The organism is Streptomyces sp. NPDC004609 (assembly GCF_042873655.1).
Classification (GTDB): Bacteria; Actinomycetota; Actinomycetes; order Streptomycetales; family Streptomycetaceae; genus Streptomyces.
Genome location: NZ_JBIALS010000001.1, coordinates 40,207 through 59,069, shown reverse-complemented (window position 1 = coordinate 59,069; position 18,863 = coordinate 40,207). Strand labels below are relative to the sequence as shown.

General features: G+C 71.6%; 15 protein-coding genes and 2 tRNA genes. 3 read left to right on the top strand and 14 right to left on the bottom strand.

Features of this window, described 5'->3' with window-relative positions:
• Window positions 1–237: 237 nt before the first annotated feature.
• On the bottom strand, window positions 238–2,859 hold the full coding sequence (locus ACFYT4_RS00240) for a valine--tRNA ligase (RefSeq protein WP_389263683.1): 2,622 nt from the start codon (window positions 2,857–2,859) through the stop codon (window positions 238–240).
• A 93-nt stretch (window positions 2,860–2,952) separates the two neighbouring features.
• Window positions 2,953–3,330 (bottom strand): hypothetical protein, encoded by a 378-nt coding sequence (locus tag ACFYT4_RS00235; RefSeq protein ID WP_389263681.1) that lies wholly within the window; start codon window positions 3,328–3,330, stop codon window positions 2,953–2,955.
• A 9-nt stretch (window positions 3,331–3,339) separates the two neighbouring features.
• Here ACFYT4_RS00235 and ACFYT4_RS00230 point away from each other — a divergent pair, with 9 nt between their 5' ends.
• Window positions 3,340–4,035, top strand: a complete 696-nt coding sequence (locus ACFYT4_RS00230) for a hypothetical protein (RefSeq protein WP_389263679.1) — start codon at window positions 3,340–3,342, stop codon at window positions 4,033–4,035.
• Between the two features lie 319 nt (window positions 4,036–4,354).
• Here ACFYT4_RS00230 and clpX read toward each other — a convergent pair whose 3' ends face one another.
• From clpX to ACFYT4_RS00205, 5 genes are all read right to left on the bottom strand, one after another.
• On the bottom strand, window positions 4,355–5,638 hold the full coding sequence (clpX, locus tag ACFYT4_RS00225; RefSeq protein ID WP_389263677.1) for an ATP-dependent Clp protease ATP-binding subunit ClpX: 1,284 nt from the start codon (window positions 5,636–5,638) through the stop codon (window positions 4,355–4,357).
• 146 nt (window positions 5,639–5,784) lie between these two features.
• Entirely contained in the window at window positions 5,785–6,444 is a 660-nt protein-coding gene (locus ACFYT4_RS00220; RefSeq protein ID WP_389263675.1) for an ATP-dependent Clp protease proteolytic subunit, read from the bottom strand.
• 88 nt (window positions 6,445–6,532) lie between these two features.
• Window positions 6,533–7,147 (bottom strand): ATP-dependent Clp protease proteolytic subunit, encoded by a 615-nt coding sequence (locus tag ACFYT4_RS00215; RefSeq protein ID WP_389263673.1) that lies wholly within the window; start codon window positions 7,145–7,147, stop codon window positions 6,533–6,535.
• 742 nt (window positions 7,148–7,889) lie between these two features.
• On the bottom strand, window positions 7,890–9,320 hold the full coding sequence (gene tig / locus ACFYT4_RS00210; protein WP_389263671.1) for a trigger factor: 1,431 nt from the start codon (window positions 9,318–9,320) through the stop codon (window positions 7,890–7,892).
• Window positions 9,321–9,528: 208 nt separating this feature from the next.
• Window positions 9,529–9,605: transfer RNA gene (locus ACFYT4_RS00205), tRNA-Pro, on the bottom strand.
• Window positions 9,606–9,746: 141 nt separating this feature from the next.
• On the opposite strand from ACFYT4_RS00205, the gene ACFYT4_RS00200 reads away from it, so the two are divergent.
• A tRNA-Gly gene (locus tag ACFYT4_RS00200) sits at window positions 9,747–9,820 on the top strand.
• A 146-nt stretch (window positions 9,821–9,966) separates the two neighbouring features.
• On the opposite strand, the gene ACFYT4_RS00195 is transcribed toward ACFYT4_RS00200, so the two are convergent.
• From ACFYT4_RS00195 to ACFYT4_RS00175, 5 genes are all read right to left on the bottom strand, one after another.
• Window positions 9,967–10,158, bottom strand: coding sequence for a hypothetical protein (locus tag ACFYT4_RS00195; RefSeq protein ID WP_389263669.1), 192 nt, complete (start codon window positions 10,156–10,158; stop codon window positions 9,967–9,969).
• Between the two features lie 143 nt (window positions 10,159–10,301).
• The gene (locus tag ACFYT4_RS00190) at window positions 10,302–10,496 is read right to left on the bottom strand and encodes a hypothetical protein (RefSeq protein WP_389263667.1); all 195 of its coding nucleotides are present in this window, start codon (window positions 10,494–10,496) and stop codon (window positions 10,302–10,304) included.
• A gap of 246 nt (window positions 10,497–10,742) precedes the next feature.
• Complete coding sequence (locus ACFYT4_RS00185; RefSeq protein ID WP_389263665.1) at window positions 10,743–11,210, bottom strand: HD domain-containing protein; 468 nt, start codon at window positions 11,208–11,210, stop codon at window positions 10,743–10,745.
• Between the two features lie 336 nt (window positions 11,211–11,546).
• On the bottom strand, window positions 11,547–13,997 hold the full coding sequence (locus ACFYT4_RS00180) for an FtsX-like permease family protein (protein WP_389263663.1): 2,451 nt from the start codon (window positions 13,995–13,997) through the stop codon (window positions 11,547–11,549).
• Window positions 13,997–14,755, bottom strand: coding sequence for an ABC transporter ATP-binding protein (locus ACFYT4_RS00175; protein ID WP_389263661.1), 759 nt, complete (start codon window positions 14,753–14,755; stop codon window positions 13,997–13,999). The genes ACFYT4_RS00180 and ACFYT4_RS00175 overlap by 1 nt, the downstream gene beginning before the upstream one ends.
• Window positions 14,756–15,319: 564 nt before the next feature.
• Between ACFYT4_RS00175 and ACFYT4_RS00170 the strand changes: the two genes are divergently transcribed.
• Window positions 15,320–16,471, top strand: a complete 1,152-nt coding sequence (locus ACFYT4_RS00170; RefSeq protein ID WP_389263659.1) for a cation:proton antiporter — start codon at window positions 15,320–15,322, stop codon at window positions 16,469–16,471.
• Here ACFYT4_RS00170 and ACFYT4_RS00165 read toward each other — a convergent pair.
• The gene (locus tag ACFYT4_RS00165; protein WP_389263657.1) at window positions 16,460–18,481 is read right to left on the bottom strand and encodes a DUF6596 domain-containing protein; all 2,022 of its coding nucleotides are present in this window, start codon (window positions 18,479–18,481) and stop codon (window positions 16,460–16,462) included. The two genes, ACFYT4_RS00170 and ACFYT4_RS00165, sit on opposite strands and share 12 nt — an antisense overlap.
• A gap of 22 nt (window positions 18,482–18,503) precedes the next feature.
• Complete coding sequence (locus tag ACFYT4_RS00160) at window positions 18,504–18,833, bottom strand: YciI family protein (protein WP_389263655.1); 330 nt, start codon at window positions 18,831–18,833, stop codon at window positions 18,504–18,506.
• Window positions 18,834–18,863 lie beyond the last annotated feature (30 nt).

The window sequence follows — 18,863 nt, the reverse complement described above, 5'->3', positions numbered from 1 at the left end:
GGTCACCCCAGAAACCAGCCCCGCCGGCGATTGAGGCACAGGGAGCACGGAGGGCAGAGCCGCACAAAACCAGCCCCGCCGGCGATTGAGGCGCGGGGGGCTCGGGGGCGGAGCCCACCGACAAGAGCCCGAGTCACACGGACCCGGCCACAGCCAGGAACCCGGGCGCCCCGGGAACGGCCCCACCCCGTGGGCCACGCGGCCCCCGGGGCGCGGCCCCCGCACCTCACGTACCGGTCACGCCACCGGCAGCGCCCCCAGCTGCGCGGTGATCCGCGCGATCTCGTCCTCCGCGTGGGCGAGCCGCTTGCGGATCTTCTCGACCACCGGGTCCGGCGCCTTCGCCAGGAACGCCTCGTTGCCGAGCTTCGCCTGCGCCTGCGCCTTCTCCTTCTCCGCCGCCGCCAGATCCTTCGCGAGCCGCTTGCGCTCCGCGCCCACGTCGATCGTGCCCGAGAGGTCGAGCGCCACCGTCGCACCGGCGACCGGAAGCGTGGCCGTGGCGCTGAAGCCCTCCCCCTCCGGCTGGAGGCGCAGGAGCTGGCGGATCGCGGGCTCGTGCGGCGCCAGTGCCGTACCGGCGAGGTCGAGCCGCGCCGGGACCTTCTGGCCCGGCTGGAGCCCCTGGTCGGAGCGGAAGCGCCGGACCTCGGTGACGACGCGCTGGACCAGCTCGATCTCCCGCTCGGCGGCCTCGTCGCGGAAGCCGCTGTCACCCGGCCAGTCGGCGGTCACCAGGGACTCGCCGCCGGTGAGCGTGGTCCACAGCGTCTCGGTGACGAAGGGCACCACCGGGTGCAGCAGCCGCAGGGTGACGTCCAGGACCTCCCCGAGGACCCGCGCCGAGACCTTCGCCTGCTCGCCGCCCTCGAAGTACGTCGTCTTGGACAGCTCGACGTACCAGTCGAAGACCTCGTCCCAGGCGAAGTGGTAGAGGGCGTCCGACAGCTTGGCGAACTGGTAGTCGTCGTAGTACGCGTCGACGTCGGCCACGGTCTTGTTCAGCCGCGACAGGATCCAGCGGTCCGCCGCCGACAGCCGTTCGGCGGGCGGCAGCTCGCCCTTGACGGTCGCGCCGTTCATCAGCGCGAACCGGGTCGCGTTCCAGATCTTGTTGGCGAAGTTGCGGGACGCCTGGACCCAGTCCTCGCCGATCGGGACGTCCGTGCCGGGGTTCGCGCCCCGGGCCAGCGTGAAGCGGACGGCGTCGGAGCCGTAGGTGTCCATCCAGTCGAGCGGATTGACGGTGTTCCCGGCCGACTTCGACATCTTCTTGCCGAACTCGTCCCGGACCATGCCGTGGAAGGCGACCGTACGGAACGGGGGCTGCCCGTCCATCGTGTACAGACCGAACATCATCATCCGGGCGACCCAGAAGAACATCAGGTCGTAGCCGGTGACCAGCACGTCGGTGGAGTAGAACTTCTCCAGATCCGGGGTCCGCTCCGGCCAGCCGAGCGTGGAGAAGGGCCACAGACCGGAGGAGAACCAGGTGTCGAGGACGTCCGGGTCCTGGCTCCAGCCCTCGCCCGAGGGCGGCTCCTCGTCGGGGCCCACGGCGACCATCCGTCCGTCGGGCCCGTGCCAGACGGGGATGCGGTGGCCCCACCACAGCTGGCGCGAGATGCACCAGTCGTGCATGTTGTCGACCCAGTCGTAGTAGCGCTGGGTCATGTCGGCGGGGTGGATGGCGACCCGGCCGTCCCGGACCGCGTCACCCGCCTCCTTGGCCAGCGGGGCGACGTTGACCCACCACTGGAGCGAGACCCGCGGCTCCAGGGTCGTCCGGCAGCGGGAGCAGTGGCCGACGGAGTGGGTGTACGGCCGCTTCTCGGCGACGATCCGCCCCTCGGCGCGCAGGGCCGCGACGATCGCCGAGCGTGCCTCGAAGCGGTCGAGCCCCTGGAACGGCCCGTGGACCGTGATGACGCCGCGCTCGTCCAGGACCTCGATCGATTCGAGGCCGTGCCGCTGGCCGATGGAGAAGTCGTTCGGGTCGTGCGCGGGCGTCACCTTGACCGCGCCGGTGCCGAACTCGGGGTCGACGTGCGTGTCGGCGACCACCGGGATCGTACGGTCGGTCAGCGGCAGCTTGATCCGCCTGCCGATCAGATGCGCGTACCGCTCGTCGTCGGGGTGAACGGCGACGGCGGTGTCACCGAGCATCGTCTCGGCGCGCGTGGTCGCGACGACCAGCGTCTCGTCGCCGTCGCCGTACTTCAGCGAGACCAGCTCGCCGTCGTCGTCCTGGTAGTCCACCTCGATGTCGGAGATGGCGGTCAGACAGCGGGGGCACCAGTTGATGATCCGCTCGGCGCGGTAGATCAGGCCCTCGTCGTACATCTTCTTGAAGACGGTCTGCACGGCCCGGGACAGGCCCTCGTCCATGGTGAAGCGGTCGCGGTTCCAGGCGACGCCCTCGCCGAGGCGGCGCATCTGGCCCTGGATCTGGCCGCCGGACTGCGCCTTCCACTGCCAGACGCGCTCGACGAACTCCTCACGGCCCAGGTCGTGGCGGGACTTGCCCTCCTTGGCCAGCTCGCGCTCGACGACGTTCTGGGTGGCGATACCCGCGTGGTCCATACCGGGCTGCCACAGCGTCTCGTACCCCTGCATGCGCTTGCGGCGGGTGAGGGCGTCGATCAGCGTGTGCTCGAAGGCGTGGCCCATGTGGAGCGAGCCGGTGACGTTCGGCGGCGGAATGACGATCGTGTACGCCGGCTTCTCGCTCTTCGCGTCCGCCTCGAAGTAACCGCGTTCTACCCAGCGCTCGTACAGCTTCCCCTCTACCTGGGCCGGCGCGTACTGGGTCGGCAGTTCGGGGTTGCTGGCTGGCTGCTGCTGAGTGTTCTCGGTCACGGGGCTCAGTTTAGGGGTGTCTCGGGGGCGTACTGAAACGGGAATGTTCCGTAACGGTGTGACCCCCGTCGCCCCGCTGCGACCGTGGGTAAGTCAGGATGTCAGAGCCATATAAGTGTGTGGAGGGGGACCTCGGAGATGAGTCACAACCAGCCGGGCCCATACGGCGGCCAGCCACAGCAGCCCGGACCGTACGGACAGCCGGGGCCCTACGGCCAGCAGCCGGGGGCCCCTCAGCCCGGTTACGGTTACCCGCAGCAGGACCCGCAGCAGCCGGGGTACGGATATCCGCAGCAGGACCCGCAGGGGTACGGGCACCCGCAGCAGCCCGGCCCGTACGGACAGCCGCAGCAGGACCCGCAGGGGTACGGGTATCCCCAGCAGCCTCCCCCGGACGTTCCGCCGCAGCAGGGGCAGGGCCAGTGGGGTCAGCCGCAGCAGCCGGGCCCGTACGGACAGCAGCCCGACCACCCCGGCCAGGTGCCGCCCCCGCCGGCCGCGCCGAAGAAGAAGACGGGTCTGATCATCGGCGCGGCCGTGGTCGCGCTCGCGGTGATCGCCGGTGGCGCGTACGTCCTGCTCGGTGACGGCGGCGGCTCCGGCAGCGATGTCTCGGACGCCACCAAGGGCTACAAACTGACCCCCGCGGCGGCCGTCGACGAGTACAAGAAGGCGGGCAACGAGCAGTCGAAGCCCATGACCGACAAGGACAAGAAGGACGCGGCGGCCATGGGGATCAAGAACCCCACCCAGGTCGGCGCCACCTACCGGGCCGGCGACGATCCGCTGACGGGCAAGATGCTCGTGGTCACCGGGCTCTGGGGCGAGGTCGGCGACCCTGGGAAGGCCGTGGACGAGTTCTTCCAGACCGCCGAGAGGGACAGCGCCGAGGATGCGGACGTCGAGCTGGTCGGCAGCCCCAAGGCGTTCACGCCGTCCGGCTTCGAGGGCGCACTGATGAAGTGTCAGAACGCCAAGTTCAAGCCCACCGAGAAGTCGATGCCGGGTGCCAAGGAGTTCGAGATGCCCATGTGCGTCTGGGCCGACTACAGCACCGTGGCCGTGGTGATGTCGATGGACATGGCCTCCATGAGCGGCAAGGGCGAGGTCCTGCCGCAGAGCAAGGTCGCCGATCTCGCCGCCAAGCTCTACAAGACCTCGCGCACCAAGGTCTGACCGCGCCTCGCCGCACCCGGGGGGTCGCGAGGTTCGACGGCGCCGGAGAGTTCGAGGGCGCGCGTGCACACATCGCGCGCGCCGCCACCCGGTCCGGTCGGGTCCGCCGTACGAGACGGGCTCACCGTACGGAACGGGTTCGCGGTACGGGCGGGTGAGCGGGTCCGGTGTGGGTCCGTGGGTCTTGCGCGGGTCCGCGTGGATCTCCGTGGGAAGCAGACCGTGCACCGGGAGCCGTACACCACAAGGGGCGCCCCGCCGGATGATCCCGGCGGGGCGCCCCTTGTGCCGTATGTGCGCGGCGGTGTGCCGCGAGCCGCTACGCCGACTTCTCGTGACGGCCGTCGTTCTTCACGATCCTCGGCACCAGCGTCGGGTTGACGTTGTTGCGCACCACGTCCGCCGTGATGACGACCCGGGCGACGTCCTTGCGGGACGGCACCTCGTACATCACCGACTGGAGGACCTCCTCCATGATGGCGCGCAGACCCCGCGCGCCCGTGCCGCGCAGGATCGCCTGGTCGGCGATGGCCTCCAGCGCCGGACGGTCGAAGTCCAGCTCCACACCGTCGAGTTCGAAGAGGCGCTGGTACTGCTTCACCAGCGCGTTGCGCGGCTCGACGAGAATCTTCAGCAGCGCTTCGCGGTCCAGGTTGTGCACGGAGGTGATGACGGGAAGCCGGCCGATGAACTCGGGGATCATCCCGAACTTCACCAGGTCCTCGGGCATGACCTCCTGGAACTGGTCGCTCGCCTCGATCTCGCGCTTGGAGCGGATCGTCGCGCCGAAGCCGATGCCCTTGGCGCCCGACCGCGACTCGATGATCTTCTCCAGACCGGCGAACGCACCGCCCACGATGAACAGCACGTTCGTGGTGTCGATCTGGATGAACTCCTGGTGCGGGTGCTTGCGTCCGCCCTGCGGCGGTACGGACGCGGTGGTGCCCTCCAGGATCTTCAGCAGCGCCTGCTGGACACCCTCACCGCTCACATCCCGGGTGATCGAGGGGTTCTCGCTCTTGCGGGCGACCTTGTCGATCTCGTCGATGTAGATGATCCCGGTCTCGGCCTTCTTGACGTCGTAGTCGGCCGCCTGAATCAGCTTCAGCAGAATGTTCTCGACGTCCTCGCCGACGTAACCTGCCTCCGTGAGCGCCGTGGCGTCGGCGATCGCGAACGGGACGTTGAGCATACGGGCGAGAGTCTGGGCCAGCAGCGTCTTGCCGGAGCCCGTGGGGCCGAGGAGCAGGATGTTGGACTTCGCCAGCTCGATGGCGTCGTCCCGGCCCTGCGCTCCGCCGGTCTCGCCGGCCTGGACGCGCTTGTAGTGGTTGTAGACCGCGACGGAGAGAGCTTTCTTCGCGGGCTCCTGCCCGACGACGTAGCCCTCCAGGAACTCGTAGATCTCGCGCGGCTTGGGCAGTTCCTCCCACCGCACCTCGGAGGTCTCGGCGAGCTCCTCCTCGATGATCTCGTTACAGAGTTCGATGCACTCGTCGCAGATGTACACACCGGGGCCTGCGATGAGCTTCTTCACCTGCTTCTGGCTCTTTCCGCAGAACGAGCACTTGAGCAGATCGCCGCCGTCACCGATGCGTGCCACGAGGTGCTTCCCCTTCGCCTGGGAGCGGCTTGGTTCAGCCTGCTCCTGGTGCCTCATATCCGACGGTACCTTGCCGGGACCCTCGTTCGGGCCCCCCTTGGCGCGGTTCACATTGTCGTGTACCGCGCCAAGAGTGAAGCACCGGGTCAGGCGGCGGCAGCCGCCGTGGTCTTGCGGGTGGAGACGATCTGGTCGACGAGACCGTACGCCAGTGCCTCTTCCGCGGTCAGGATCTTGTCGCGCTCGATGTCGTCGCGGACCTTCTCCAGCGGCGTGGTGGAGTGCTTGGCCAGCATCTCCTCCAGCTGCTCGCGCATCCGCAGGATCTCCTTGGCCGCGATCTCCAGGTCGGAGAGCTGCTCACGGCCGGTCTGCGAGGACGGCTGGTGGATCAGGACCCGGGTGTGCGGCAGGGCCATCCGCTTGCCGGGGGTGCCGGCGGCGAGCAGCACGGCCGCGGCGGAGGCCGCCTGGCCCATGCAGACCGTCTGGATGTCGGGCTTGACGAACTGCATCGTGTCGTAGATGGCCGTCAGCGCGGTGAAGGACCCGCCGGGGCTGTTGATGTAGATGGAGATGTCCCGGTCCGGGTCCATCGACTCCAGGCACAGCAGCTGCGCCATCACGTCGTTGGCGGAGGCGTCGTCGATCTGCACACCGAGGAAGATGATGCGCTCCTCGAAGAGCTTCGCGTACGGGTCGTACTCGCGCACCCCCTGGGAGGTGCGCTCGACGAAGCGGGGGACGACATAGCGGTTGTCCGGCTGCGGGCCGGTGTAGAGGCCGCTGGCGGAGAAGTTGCTCATGTGGATGTTCACCGTCCTGGAGGCGTTCTGCGTAACGTTTCGCGGGCGTCGCGCGGGGCTGGAATGGCTGGGTGGGAGCGGTGAGGGCTCAGGCGCCGGTGCCGCCGCCGCCCGGGACGTTCGAGGCGGACGACATGATGTCGTCGATGAGGCCGTACGCCTTGGCCTCCTCCGCCGTGAACCAGCGGTCGCGGTCGCCGTCGCGGATGATCGTCTCGACGGTCTGGCCGGAGTGGTGGGCGGTGATCTCCGCCATGCGCTGCTTCGTACGCAGCAGGTACTCGGCCTGGATCTTGATGTCGGAGGCGGTGCCGCCGAGGCCGGCCGAGCCCTGGTGCATGAGGATGTCGGTGTTCGGCAGTGCGAAGCGCTTGCCGGCGGCGCCGCCGGTGAGCAGGAACTGCCCCATCGAGGCAGCCATGCCCATGCCGATGGTCACCACGTCGTTCGGAATGAACTGCATGGTGTCGTAGACCGCCATGCCGGCCGTCACCGAACCGCCGGGGCTGTTGATGTAGAGGTAGATGTCCTTGTCGGGGTCCGCCGCAAGGAGCAGCATCTGCGCGGTGATCTTGTTGGCGATCTCGTCGTCGACCTGCTGGCCGAGGTAGATGATGCGCTCGCCGAGCAGCCGGTTGTAGACATGGTCACCAAGGCCACCGAGGGACGGCTCACCGGCGGCTTGAGGCATCAGATTCGTCACGTGTCCACCTGCTCGTCTCTGACGGCTGCCTGCCGTCTCGCGTCTTCGTAGCCGGGGCGGGTGCTGCCCTGCCCCTCGTACTCATGGACCCTAACGCGCAGGTCGGACAACGCCATCCCGGTTCCCGAACTGTTCGCTCGGAGCGCAAGGTCGTACGGCGGGATTGAGGCACGGCGGCCCCGGGGGCCCGCGCTCGCGTTCGACGCCCGCGGCTCGGTACGGGACGAGCGCGACCGGTCACGGCCGCCCGGGCCCGGGATGCGCGGGGAGGTCCCTGCGCGGGGAGGGTCCCGGGGGCGGACGGGGTGCGCGGGGAGGACTGCCCAGGGTCCGGGACTGCCCGGTCCGGGCAGGTACGGCACCGGCTCGGTCCGGGCGGGTGCGGGGCCTGCCCGTCCGGGTGGGTCGGCACCGGCTCGGTCCGGGTGGGGTACGGATCCGACGGGCGCGGGCGGGTACAGGTCCGGCGGACCGGGCGCGGGCGCTGCGGGGGCGGGGCCGACCCGTCGCCCGAGCCCGGACGAGGTCGGCGGGAGCCGGAAGGCCGGGGCCGGTCCGGGAGCCGGCATGCGCCCGCACCCGCCACGGCCGGGGCCCGGGATGCGCGGGCCCTGGCGCGGGAACGGGCGGAGGGCCCGGACGCGGATGCGTCCGGGCCCTCCGTGGGCGATGCGCGGCGGGCCCGTACGACCCCTGTCAGGGATCCGCACGAGCCCGTGTCCGGGCCGGCCGGGAGCGGTGCTCAGGCCTCCGGCTTGTCCTCGGGCTTGTCCGCCGCGTCGGTCCCGGCGTCGGCGGCGTCGGCCGTCTCGGCGGAGGCATCGGCGGTGGCGCCCTCGGCGGTCTCGCCGTCCTCTTCCTCGTCGTCGTCCAGGTCGACGACCTCACCGTTGGTGTCGAGGACCTTCGCCGCCTCGACGACCACGGCGAGCGCCTTGCCGCGGGCGACCTCGCCGACGAGCATCGGGACCTGCCCGCCCTCGACGACGGCCTGGGCGAACTGGTCCGGGCTCATGCCCGAGGACGCCGCACGCCGCATGAGGTGCTCGGTGAGCTCCTCCTGGTTGACGTTCAGCTTCTCCTGGTTGACCAGCTCGTCGAGCAGGAACTGGGTCTTGATGCCCTTGACCGCCTGCTCCTTGGTCTCGGCGTCGAACTCTTCCTCGGTCTTGCCCTGGATCTCCAGGTACTTCGCGAGGTCGATACCCATCTGGCCGAGCTGGTGGTGCTCCAGGTTGTGCTTGCGGGTGTTGATCTCCTCTTCGAGCAGCTTCTCGGGGACCGGCACCTCGGCGAGCTTCAGCAGCTCCTCCAGAACGCGCTCCTGGGCCTGCGTGGCCTGGTCGTACGCCTTCATGTTCTCCAGGCGCTTGCGGCTGTCCGCGCGCAGCTCCTCAAGGGTGTCGAACTCGCTCGCCAGCTGCGCGAAGTCGTCGTCCAGCTCGGGAAGCTCGCGGGAGGCGACCGCGGTGACCTTCACGGTGACCTCGGCGTCCTTGCCCTCGGCGGAGCCGCCCTTGAGCTGGGAGGTGAAGGTGGCGTCGCCGCCGGCCTCCAGGCCCTTCACGGCGTCGTCGATGCCGTCGAGCAGCTCGCCGGAGCCGACGGTGTAGGAGACACCGGTCGCGACGCCGTCCTCCAGGACCTCGCCCTCGACCTTGGCCTCCAGGTCGAGGGTGACGACGTCACCCTCGTCGGCGGCGCGCTCGACTGGGTTGGTGGAGGCGAAGCGCTCACGGAGCTGCTCGACCGACTTGTCCACGTCCTCGTCGGTGACCTCGACCGCGTCGACGGTGACCTCGATGCCGGAGTAGTCCGGGATCTCGATGGAGGGACGGACGTCGACCTCGGCCGTGAAGTTCAGCGTCTCGCCGTCCTTCAGCTCGGTGATGTCGACCTCGGGCTGGCCGAGCGGGTTGATCTCCGCCTCGTTGACCGCCTCGGTGTAGAACTTCGGGAGCGCGTCGTTGACGGCCTCCTCCAGCACCGCACCCCGCCCGAACCGCTGGTCGATCACGCGGGCCGGGATCTTGCCCTTGCGGAAGCCCTTGACCGTGACCTGCTGGTTGATCTTCTTGTACGCCGCGTCGAGGCTGTCCTTGAGCTCCTCGAAGGGCACCTCGACAGTGAGCCGAACCCGGGTCGGGTTCAGGGTCTCCACGGCGCTCTTCACGGTTCGGTCTCCTTGATGGCTGAATTCTGGGGTTCTGCCGCGTCCGCCGCATATGGAACGCATATGGGGCGGCTCAGCTGATCGACCCTGATCATCGTCTCGGTCGGCCTCACTCGTCCGACTCGTCCGACACACGGGCACGCAGTTTGCATAGTAGCCGCAAGCCGGATGCGCCCCACAATGCGATCTTGCAGGGCGGTGCTGGTGGTGGTCGGGGTGGCCGGATTCGAACCGACGACCTTCCGCTCCCAAAGCGGACGCGCTACCAAGCTGCGCCACACCCCGTCGGTGCGACACGTAGGGTACATGTTCGCAGGCAGTAAGGCTGCCGCTTATCGAGTGGTTGCCGACCGGGGGGAATAGGGTGTGCGCCGCGCGCCCCGGACCCGCTACGATGCTCTTCGTGCCGCGGGCCTGCGGCACCTCGCGGGCGTAGCTCAATGGTAGAGCCCTAGTCTTCCAAACTAGCTACGCGGGTTCGATTCCCGTCGCCCGCTCCATCGGTTCGGGGCCGGTCCCGGGAGGTTCTTCCTCCGGGACCGGCCCCGAACGCTTTCCGGGTCCGCCCGGCTCGGGCGTTCACCTCTCCTGCCGCGGACGCGGGCCTGCCGGGTGCTCCGGCGACGGCGGTGAGGCGGTCGTGGAGTCAGCCGTCGGTGGCCGTGATCATCGCCTTGCCGATGTCCAGGGTGTCGCCGGCCACCTCGCCGTCGACCGGGTGGCCCACCCAGGTGTCCCCGTGGAGCAGGGCGTTCGGGAGCGAACGCGGGACGGCGATGTGCACATGGGTGCCCAGGGCGTCTTCGCCGGAGATCTCCGCTCCGAGTTCCTTGCTCATGGCGGCGCATCGTACTGTCGCCCGGCCCGGCCGCACGGACGGCGGCGAACTGCGGGTGCCCGTCCGGGACACGGGACGGGCGGATCACCGGACCACCGGGCGAGGTCACCGGGTCACCGGACCACCGGGTCACCCGTCACCCGTCAGAAGGTGATCTCGTTGATCGTGTCCGCTATGGAGTTGAGGAACCTGTTGATCGACGGGGCCATGCCGGTCGACGCCAGGAAGAAGCCGAAGAGGATGGCGGCGATGGCCGGCCCGGCCTTGATCGCGCCCGATCGCATCAGCACCACGAGGATGATGCCCAACAGCAGCACCACAGACAGTGAAATGGCCACAACTGATCACACCCTCGATCGTCCGCCTCGCCGGTCCGGGGGCGCAGAACCCTGCACTTCCCCGCCTCATGAACATCGTGCCACTCAACCGGGCCGTCCATGCGACCCTCTGACGAATCGTCGACGGCGGAATCTCGCCATCCGGGCTCCGGCCCACCCCTGCCACGCAGGGTGTTTTCACCTCTGATGGAGCGAGAGGACGCGGCAAGCCGCGAAAGAATTCGGCCTGATCGTCACGGGGTGATCTCAGTCACCGACCCCCGGGCCGGGAAGCCTCAGCAGGGCGCGGGTCCTCGTGTACTTGGCGGTGAGACGGGCGCGGGTCGGCTCGTCGAGGGCGGCGAGCCGGGCGGGGTCGCAGTTGTGGGCGAGATCGGACTCCTTGACCAGGAGCGCGCCCGGGGTGGCGAGGATGCGCGCGGTGTACGACTCCGGTTCCTCGCCCGGCCGTCTGGTGAGCGCGAGGACCAGGTCCTTCACCTGTCGGGGCAGCGCCGCGTCCGCCAGCCACGACGCGGACAGCACTCCGTCCTCGATGGCGTCGTGCAGCCACGCGGCGGCGATCTGCTGCTCGGAGCCGCCGCGGATGCGGACGCCTTCCGCGACGGCGGCCAGGTGCTCGGTGTACGGGCGTCCGGACTTGTCGGTCTGACGGGCGTGGGCTTCCCGGGCGATCGCCTCGACCTCGGCGAGTGTCAGCGGCAGTGGGGTCATGCCCCGACTGTAGGGTCCGGGCGCGCCCCGCGTCCGCCCCCGGAACCGGGCCGCGCCCGGTGCCGGGGCTCCGCGGGCAGGCGCGATCCGCGCGACGGGCGCCCGGCACCCCCGGGGGGGGGGGGGGGGGGGGGGGGGGGGGGGGGGGGGGGGGGGGCCGGGCGGCGCGGGGGGGGGGGGGGGGGCGGGCCGCGGGGGCGGGGGGCCCCCCCCCCCCCCGCCCCCCCCCCCCCCGGGGCGGCCCGGGGGGGGGGGGGCCGGGGGCCCGGCGCCCCCCGCGCGCGGGCCCCCCGCCCCCCCGGGCCGGGGGCGGCCCCCCCGCGGACCGGGGTACCGCTACCGCAGCGCCGCTCTCGCGGGAATCGTCGTCGCCGCGAAGCCCAGCCCGAGGATCGAGGCCACGAAGGATCCGTACACCAGGGGCGGAATATAGGGGGACTGCCCGGTGAGGCCCTGGACCATCGGGATCAGGGTGGCCAGGGCGATGGCCGTGCCGAGAGCGAGACCGGCCAGGGTGACCAGCAGCGCCTCCCAGTGGATCATGCGCAGGACCTGGCGGCGGGTGGTGCCGATCAGCCGGAGCACGTCCAGCTCGCGGCGGCGGTCGAGGACGGTCATCACCAGGGTGTTCGCGGCGGCGACCGCGGCGAAGCCGCCCAGGATCGCCGCCATGGTCGTGTTCGCCCAGGCGCCCACCTCGCGGTCGGTGTTCCGCGCCGTGGCGTAGTCGGCGCGGTCGCGGACCGTGCCGAGCGCGGTGAGGCGCGCCGCCGCGGCCGGAGTGCCCCGGACCAGCAGCTCCTGGGGGTAGGCGGCCGGGACGTGCCGGGTGAGCGCGGACGCGGGGAGGGTGACTTCGGAGAGGCCGAGGCCCCGTCCGTACACCGCGACGACCCGCGCGGACGTTTCCGTGCCGTCGGGCAGCCGCAGCCGCACCCGCTCTCCGACGCCCACCCCGGCCGAGTCGGCGAGGGCGCGGTCGACGGCGGCTTCACCGGGGGCGAGGTCGTCGAGTGACCCCGTACGGACATCGAGGTCCTGGACCTTGCCGAGGGCGGCGGGATCGCCGCCGACGCCCTGTGCCGACGCCTCGTACAGCGACCTTTCCCCGGCGGAGGTGATCGGCACCAGCACGCTCGTCCGCAGCAGCGAGACGGCGGCCGAGACCCCGGGGGTGGCGGCGGCGCGGTCGGCCGCGTCCATCGGGAGGACTCCCTCGGGGCCGGTGACGACACGGTCGGCGGTGATGCCCTCGCGCAGTTGGCGCTCGGTGGCCCGTTCCATGCTGGCGTGCAGGAAGACGAGCACGGAAGAGAAGGCCATCGCCAGGACGATCGGAGTGATCGCGGAGGCCAGCCGGCGCGAGTTGGTCAGGGTGTTGGCGGCGGCCAGCGCGGCGGACGCGTCCCCCGCGCGCAGCGGCAGTCCGAAGAGGAGGGCGCAGACGCGGGCGATCAGCGGGCCGAGGAGGCCGACGGCGAACATGAAGAGCATGACGACACCGAGGGCCGCGTTCGCCGCGTCCTCACCGCTCTCGTTCGCGGCGACACCCGTGAGGGCCACTCCCCCGACGAGGGCGGCGAGGCCCAGCGGCGTACGGATCCAGCCCAAGGTGAGGCGTTCCACGGAGGCGTCGACGAGGGCCTGGCCCGGTTTGATACGGGAGGGGCGGCGGGCGGCCGAGTAGCCCGCGACCAGGGCGGTGACGACGACGGCGCCGACCGCGGTCGCCAGCGGGACGCCGGAGACCGCCAGCTCGACGGGCCCGGGGATCGCGCCCCTGTCCTTGAGCGCGCCGAACCACCAGGTGGCGAGGGCGATTCCGGGCAGGCAGCCGAGCGCGCCCGCGAGGGGTGCCACGAGCATCGCCTCGGTGGCGATGGTGCGGCGGATCTGGCGCGGGGTCGCGCCGATGGCCCGCAGCAGCGCGAACTCACGGCGGCGGAGCCCGACGGAGAGCGCCACGGTGCCGGACGCGGTGAAGATCGCGACCATGGTGGCGATTCCGCCGAAGGACGCTCCCAGTCCCTCCAGGAGTTCCCTGGCCTCGGCCGCCGCGGCGCTCTCGGCCAGGCTCCGGTCCTCGCCGGTGTGGACCTCGGGCTTTCCGGGGCCGGTGCCGTACAGCTCGGTGAGCCGGCCGGTCAGGGTCTTCGCCGAGGTGCCCCGTTCGGGGACGACGGCGATGGCGTCGATCCTGCCGGGGTGTCCCGACAGCGCGAGGGCCTGCCGGTCGGTGAACCAGACGCCGGGCCGCCCGGTCAGGCCGGAGACCGTGAACTCCCGCTTGCCCGCCGGGGTTTCCAGCGCGATCCGGTCGCCGACGCGGGCCCCGCCGCCGATGACCGCTTCGCCGGTGCGCGGTGCGCTCCCGGCCGTCAGTCCGGTGCCGGTGAAGGCGGCCGAGCCCCAGCCCTGGGCCGTCAGCGCCGAGGTGCCCCGCAGGACGGGATAGGTCACATCGGGGATGGCGGAGGCCACTCCGGGCACCGAGGCGGCCCGGTCGGCCAGGGCGCTGTCGAGGCGCGCCTTCCCCGGAATCGGCACGGACGCGTCAGAACGGTCCTCGCCCGTGCCGACGAAGAAGGGGGAGCGGGGATCGGCCGCGACGACGACCGGTGCGCCCGCGTAGCGCTGGGGAGGTACGGAGGCCCGCAGGCCCGTCTCCAGCATGATTCCGCACGCGGAGACGATCATCGCGGTCAGCGTCAGGGCGATGAAGGTGCCCGCGAAGGAGGACGGTTTGAAGCGGACGGCGGCCCGGGCGAGGCCGTTGGGCGTGAACATCAGGCGGCCGCGCCCTCGTACTGAGGGCGGGTCAGGGAGGCCATCCGGGCGGCGATCCTGTCGGCGTCCGCGTGGGCGAGGCTCTCGGCGATCCGGCCGTCGGCGAGGAACAGCACCCGGTCCGCCCAGGCCGCGGCCGCCGGGTCGTGGGTGACCATCACTACGGTCGCGCCCGCCTGGTCCACGGCAGAGCGCAGCAGCGTGAGCACCTCGGCCGCCGTGGTGGTGTCGAGCGCGCCGGTCGGCTCATCGGCGAAGATCACATCGGGCCTGGTGACGAGCGCGCGGGCGATCGCGACGCGCTGCTGCTGGCCGCCCGAGAGCTCGGCGGGCCGGCGTCCGCCCATGTCGCCGAGGCCGACCTGGGCGAGGAGCTCGGCGGCCCGCCGGCGGTCGGCGCGGCGGCCCGCGAGGCGCAGGGGCAGCAGCACGTTCTGTTCCACGGTCAGCGAGGGCATCAGATTGAACGCCTGGAAGACGAAGCCGAGCCGGGTGCGGCGGAGCACGGTGAGCTTGTTCTCGCTCATTCCGGTGATGTCGGTGCCGCCGAGGCGCACGGTGCCTTCGGTGGGGCGGTCGAGTCCCGCCGCGCACTGCAGGAAGGTCGACTTGCCGGAGCCGGACGGCCCCATGACGGCGGTGAAGGTGCCCCGCGGAAGGACGAGGTCGATGCCGCGCAGAGCGTGCACGGTGCGCGGTCCCCTGCCGTACCGGCGCGTTACGCCGCGCAGTTCGACCGCGCCGGAGCCGGCGGGCATCCCGGGTTCCGCGGCCGCGGGGTGCCCGGACGGGAGGCCGGCCGGGTGAACCCCGGGGCCGCCCGCCGGGGCCCGGCCGGAAGCCGGGTGGGCCGTGGGCGGGCCGGACGGGAGGCCGCCGGGCCGCGCGCCGCCGGGCGCGAAGTGGCCGGGCCCCATCGAGCCGCCGGGGGCACCGCCCTCCGTCGTGTGCCGGCGCTTCGTGCGTCGCAGCCCCATGTTCGTGTCCGCCTTCCGGTCGTCACCGTGTCCGTGCCATCGGTCCGTGCCGCCCGCGCAGCCGGTGCGCTCCCTGCCGTACATACGGGGGCGCCTTCGGTCTGCGCAGGTCAACGCCGTAGACGCTACGGATCGGGGCTCGGGCGGACCATGGCGACTGCTGGCGGACCCAAGGTGGGGACAACCCCACCGGCGGGGTTCCATGCAGACAGGGGTAGTTGCGGACATCAATCATTTGGTAAACTAATTACTGACGTTTCCTTGACGCCCCCTTGACTCTTTCCCCCGCCGTTCCCCGATTCGACGAAGGATGAGCCCATCGGACACGCAGACACCCTCATCGCCATGGGCGGCGCCTTTCTCGCCGCCGCCTTCCTCGCCCGCCTCGGCGGCCGCATAGGTCTGCCGACGATCCCCCTGTTCATCCTGGCCGGGATCCTCCTCGGCCCGCACACCCCCGGCGTCGTCCTCGTCGCCGACCCCCACGACCTGGAGATGCTCTCGGCCCTCGGCCTGGTGCTCCTGCTGTTCTATCTGGGCCTGGAGTTCCACCTCGACGATCTGAAGTCGGGTGGCCGCCGGATGGCTCTGGCCGGAGGGACGTATCTCGTCCTGAACGTCGGCGCCGGGCTCGGCTTCGGATTCGCCCTCGGCTGGGGCACCTCCGAGGCGCTCGTCCTCGCCGGGGTGCTCGGCATCTCGTCGTCCGCGATCGTGACCAAGGTCCTGGTCGACCTGGGCCGTATCGGCAACCCCGAGACCAAGCCCATCCTCGGCATCATCGTCGTCGAGGACGTCTTCCTCGCGCTCTACCTGGCCGCGCTCCAGCCCATCCTGTCCGGCGCCGAGAGCCTGTCGGCCGCCGTGATGGACGGCGGCAAGGCCTTCGGCTTCCTGCTGCTGCTCGCGCTCGCCGCCCGGTACGGCACCCGGGTCGTCGGACGGCTCATCAACACCCGGGACGACGAACTCCTCGTCATCTCCTTCCTCGGCGCGGCCGTCTTCCTCGCCGGAGTCTCCGAGTGGTTCGGGGTCGCGGACGCGATCGGCGCGTTCATGGTCGGTCTGATGCTCGGCAGTACGGCCTCCGGCGACCGGATCCGAAGGCTCGTGCACCCCCTGCGGGACGCCTTCGGCGCGATCTTCTTCTTCGCCTTCGGCCTCTCGATCGACCCCGGCGATCTGCCGACCGTCGTGTGGCCGGTCCTCGCGGCCGTCGCGGTCACCCTGGCGATGAACGTCCTCGCGGGCCTCGCCGCCGCCCGGATCTACCGGTTCGGCCCCGGGCCCGCCGCCAACATCTCCACCACGCTGCTGGCGCGGGGCGAGTTCGCGCTGATCCTCGCGACCATGGCGGCGGCGGCCGGACTCGACGACCGGCTCTCGCCGTTCATCGCGGGCTATGTGCTGGTGCTGGCGGTCCTCGGCCCCCTGATGGCGGGCCGCTCGTCCCTGCTGGCGCGGATGCTGCCCGCGCCGGAGCCGCTACGGGTCTGAGACCCCCAGCTGCCGCAGGGTGAACCCGTGGCCCCCGGGGTCCAGTGCCCGGGTGGCGTTCTTGAAGAGATACTCGGCACGTTCGTAGGACAGCCGTCCGCGGCCCGTGTCCGGACTCGTGTCGGCCGGTGCCGGCCGGCGGGCCGGACCGGGCCGCCGTTCGGTGAGGAACAGCGGCCCCCGCGTCCGGCCCGCGAGCAGCGGCGGCAGCAGACGCGCGGTCCCGGAGCGCCAGCTCACCCAGCCGCCGCCCGCGCGGGCCCGGCGCTCGTCCAGGTCCAGGTCCTCGGCGTTCAGCGACAGCACCACACCGACCCCGGCCCGGGACTCGTACAGCAGCCGCCACAGCGTCCGTTCGCGCAGCGGCAGGTCCTCGCGGGCCCAGAGCGCCTCCAGCAGCTCCGGGGCCATCGGGGCCGTACGGACGGGAGTTCCCTCCCGCCGTGCGACCGCCGACACGATCTCCTCGTCCAGGGACGCCCACCGCGCGAAGGAACGCACGGCGGAACGGTGCCGGTTCCAGGTCGCGGCCGCCGCGTCGCCCCAGGCCGCCGTGAAGACGCGTACCAGCTGATCGGCCGTCAGGGACGCGAGCGGCAGCCCGTCGCCCAGGCCCCGGCGCAGCCTGCCCAGGGTCTGGCCGTACGAGCGCACCGTCGACGCGTCGAGGTCGTCGCGGGCGAGGAAGTCGCGCGCCGCCCCGGCGAGGGTGACACCCGTGGCACGGGTGTGGGTGACGGCCAGTCCGGCGGCGTCCGCGCGACGGCGCAGGAAGGTCCGTTCGGCCGCGTTACGGGTGAGGGAGGCGGCGCGTTCGAACTCCAGGCGTGCCTCCTCGTACCGGCCGAGCCGGGCCAGCAGGTCTCCCCGCACCCCCGGCAGGAGATGGTAGTCGCGCAGCGCGGGATCGGCGCCCAGCTCGTCGACGAGGGCGAGCCCGGCCCCGGGCCCGCGCGCCCGGCCCACGGCCACGGCGCGATTGAGGCGTACGACCGGGGTGGGGAGCAGCCGCACGAGCGCCTCGTAGAGCGCCGCGATGCCCTCCCAGTCGGTCTCCTCGGCGGTCCGCGCCTGGGCGTGCTGGACCGCGATGGCCGCCTGGAGGACGTACGGGCCGGGCGGGTCGCCCGTCGTCCGGGCGATGTCCCGCGCGCGCAGCATCGAGGCGAAGCCCCGGCGGATGAGGAGCTGGTCCCAGCGGCCCCGGTTCTGTTCGTGGAGCTGCACCGGCTCGCCGGAGGGGCCCGTGCGGGCTGCGGAGCGGGACTCCTGGATCTCCATCAGGGCGACCAGGCCGTGGGCCTCGGCCTCGCCGGGGGCCAGGCGCGCGAGCAGCCGGCCGAGCCGGAGCGCCTCCAGGGTCAGGCCGGGGCGCAGGAGGTCGTCGCCGCTCGTCGCCGAGTACCCCTCGTTGAAAATGAGGTAGATGACCTCCAGTACGGAGGACAGACGCTCGGCCAGCTCGCCGGCGGGCGGCGTCTCGAAGGGGATCCGCTCGTCGGCGAGGGTGCGTTTGGCGTCGGCGATACGGCGGGTGATCACCGTGTCGGTGACGAGGAAGGCACGGGCGATCTCCGCGGCCGTCAGCCCGCCGATGAGGCGCAGGGTGAGGGCGGCGCGCGCGCTCGTGGGCAGCACGGGGTGGCAGGAGATGAACATCAGCCGCAGGATGTCGTCCTGGTCCGGCGCCTGCCCCTCCTCGTCGCCGGGGGCCGCCTCCGATGCTTCCAGCGGCTGTCGCTGCTGCTCGCGGGCGAGCTGTTCCCGTTTGCCCGCGAGGTTGCGGGAGCGGCGGATCTCGTCGACGGCCCGGCGCTTGGCCACGGCCGTCAGCCAGGCGCCCGGATTGTCCGGGACGCCTGACTGCGGCCACTGTTCGAGCGCGGACACGAGGGCGTCCTGGGCCAGCTCCTCGGCCAGGCCGACGTCGTGGACCAGGCGCGTGAGTCCGGCGATGATCCGCGCGGACTCCTGCTTCCAGACCGCGTCGACCGTGCGACGGGCGTCCATCACGGTATGAGCGCCACGGCGGTCATCCGCTGAAGACCTGCTGGATCACGCTCTCGCCGTCGCCGACGATCCGGCGGAAGCGGCGGGCCAGCTCGATCGCCTCCTCCTTGCTGCGGACCTCGACGAGCGCGAAGCCCGCGACGGCCTCCTTGGCCTCGGCGAAGGGCCCGTCGGTGATCGTGATCTCGCCTCCCGCGGAGGACACACGGACCCCCTCCGGTGCCAGGCCGCCCGTGGCCAGCAGCACCCCGGAAGCCGTCAGTTCCTCGATGAACGCGGCCATCTCCGTGAACAGCCTCTCGTCGGGGGCGGGGGCGTCTTCGGTGGTCTTGGCCGTCATCAGGTAGCGCATGGGATTCCTCGCCTTCTTCGTGGCGGTCGG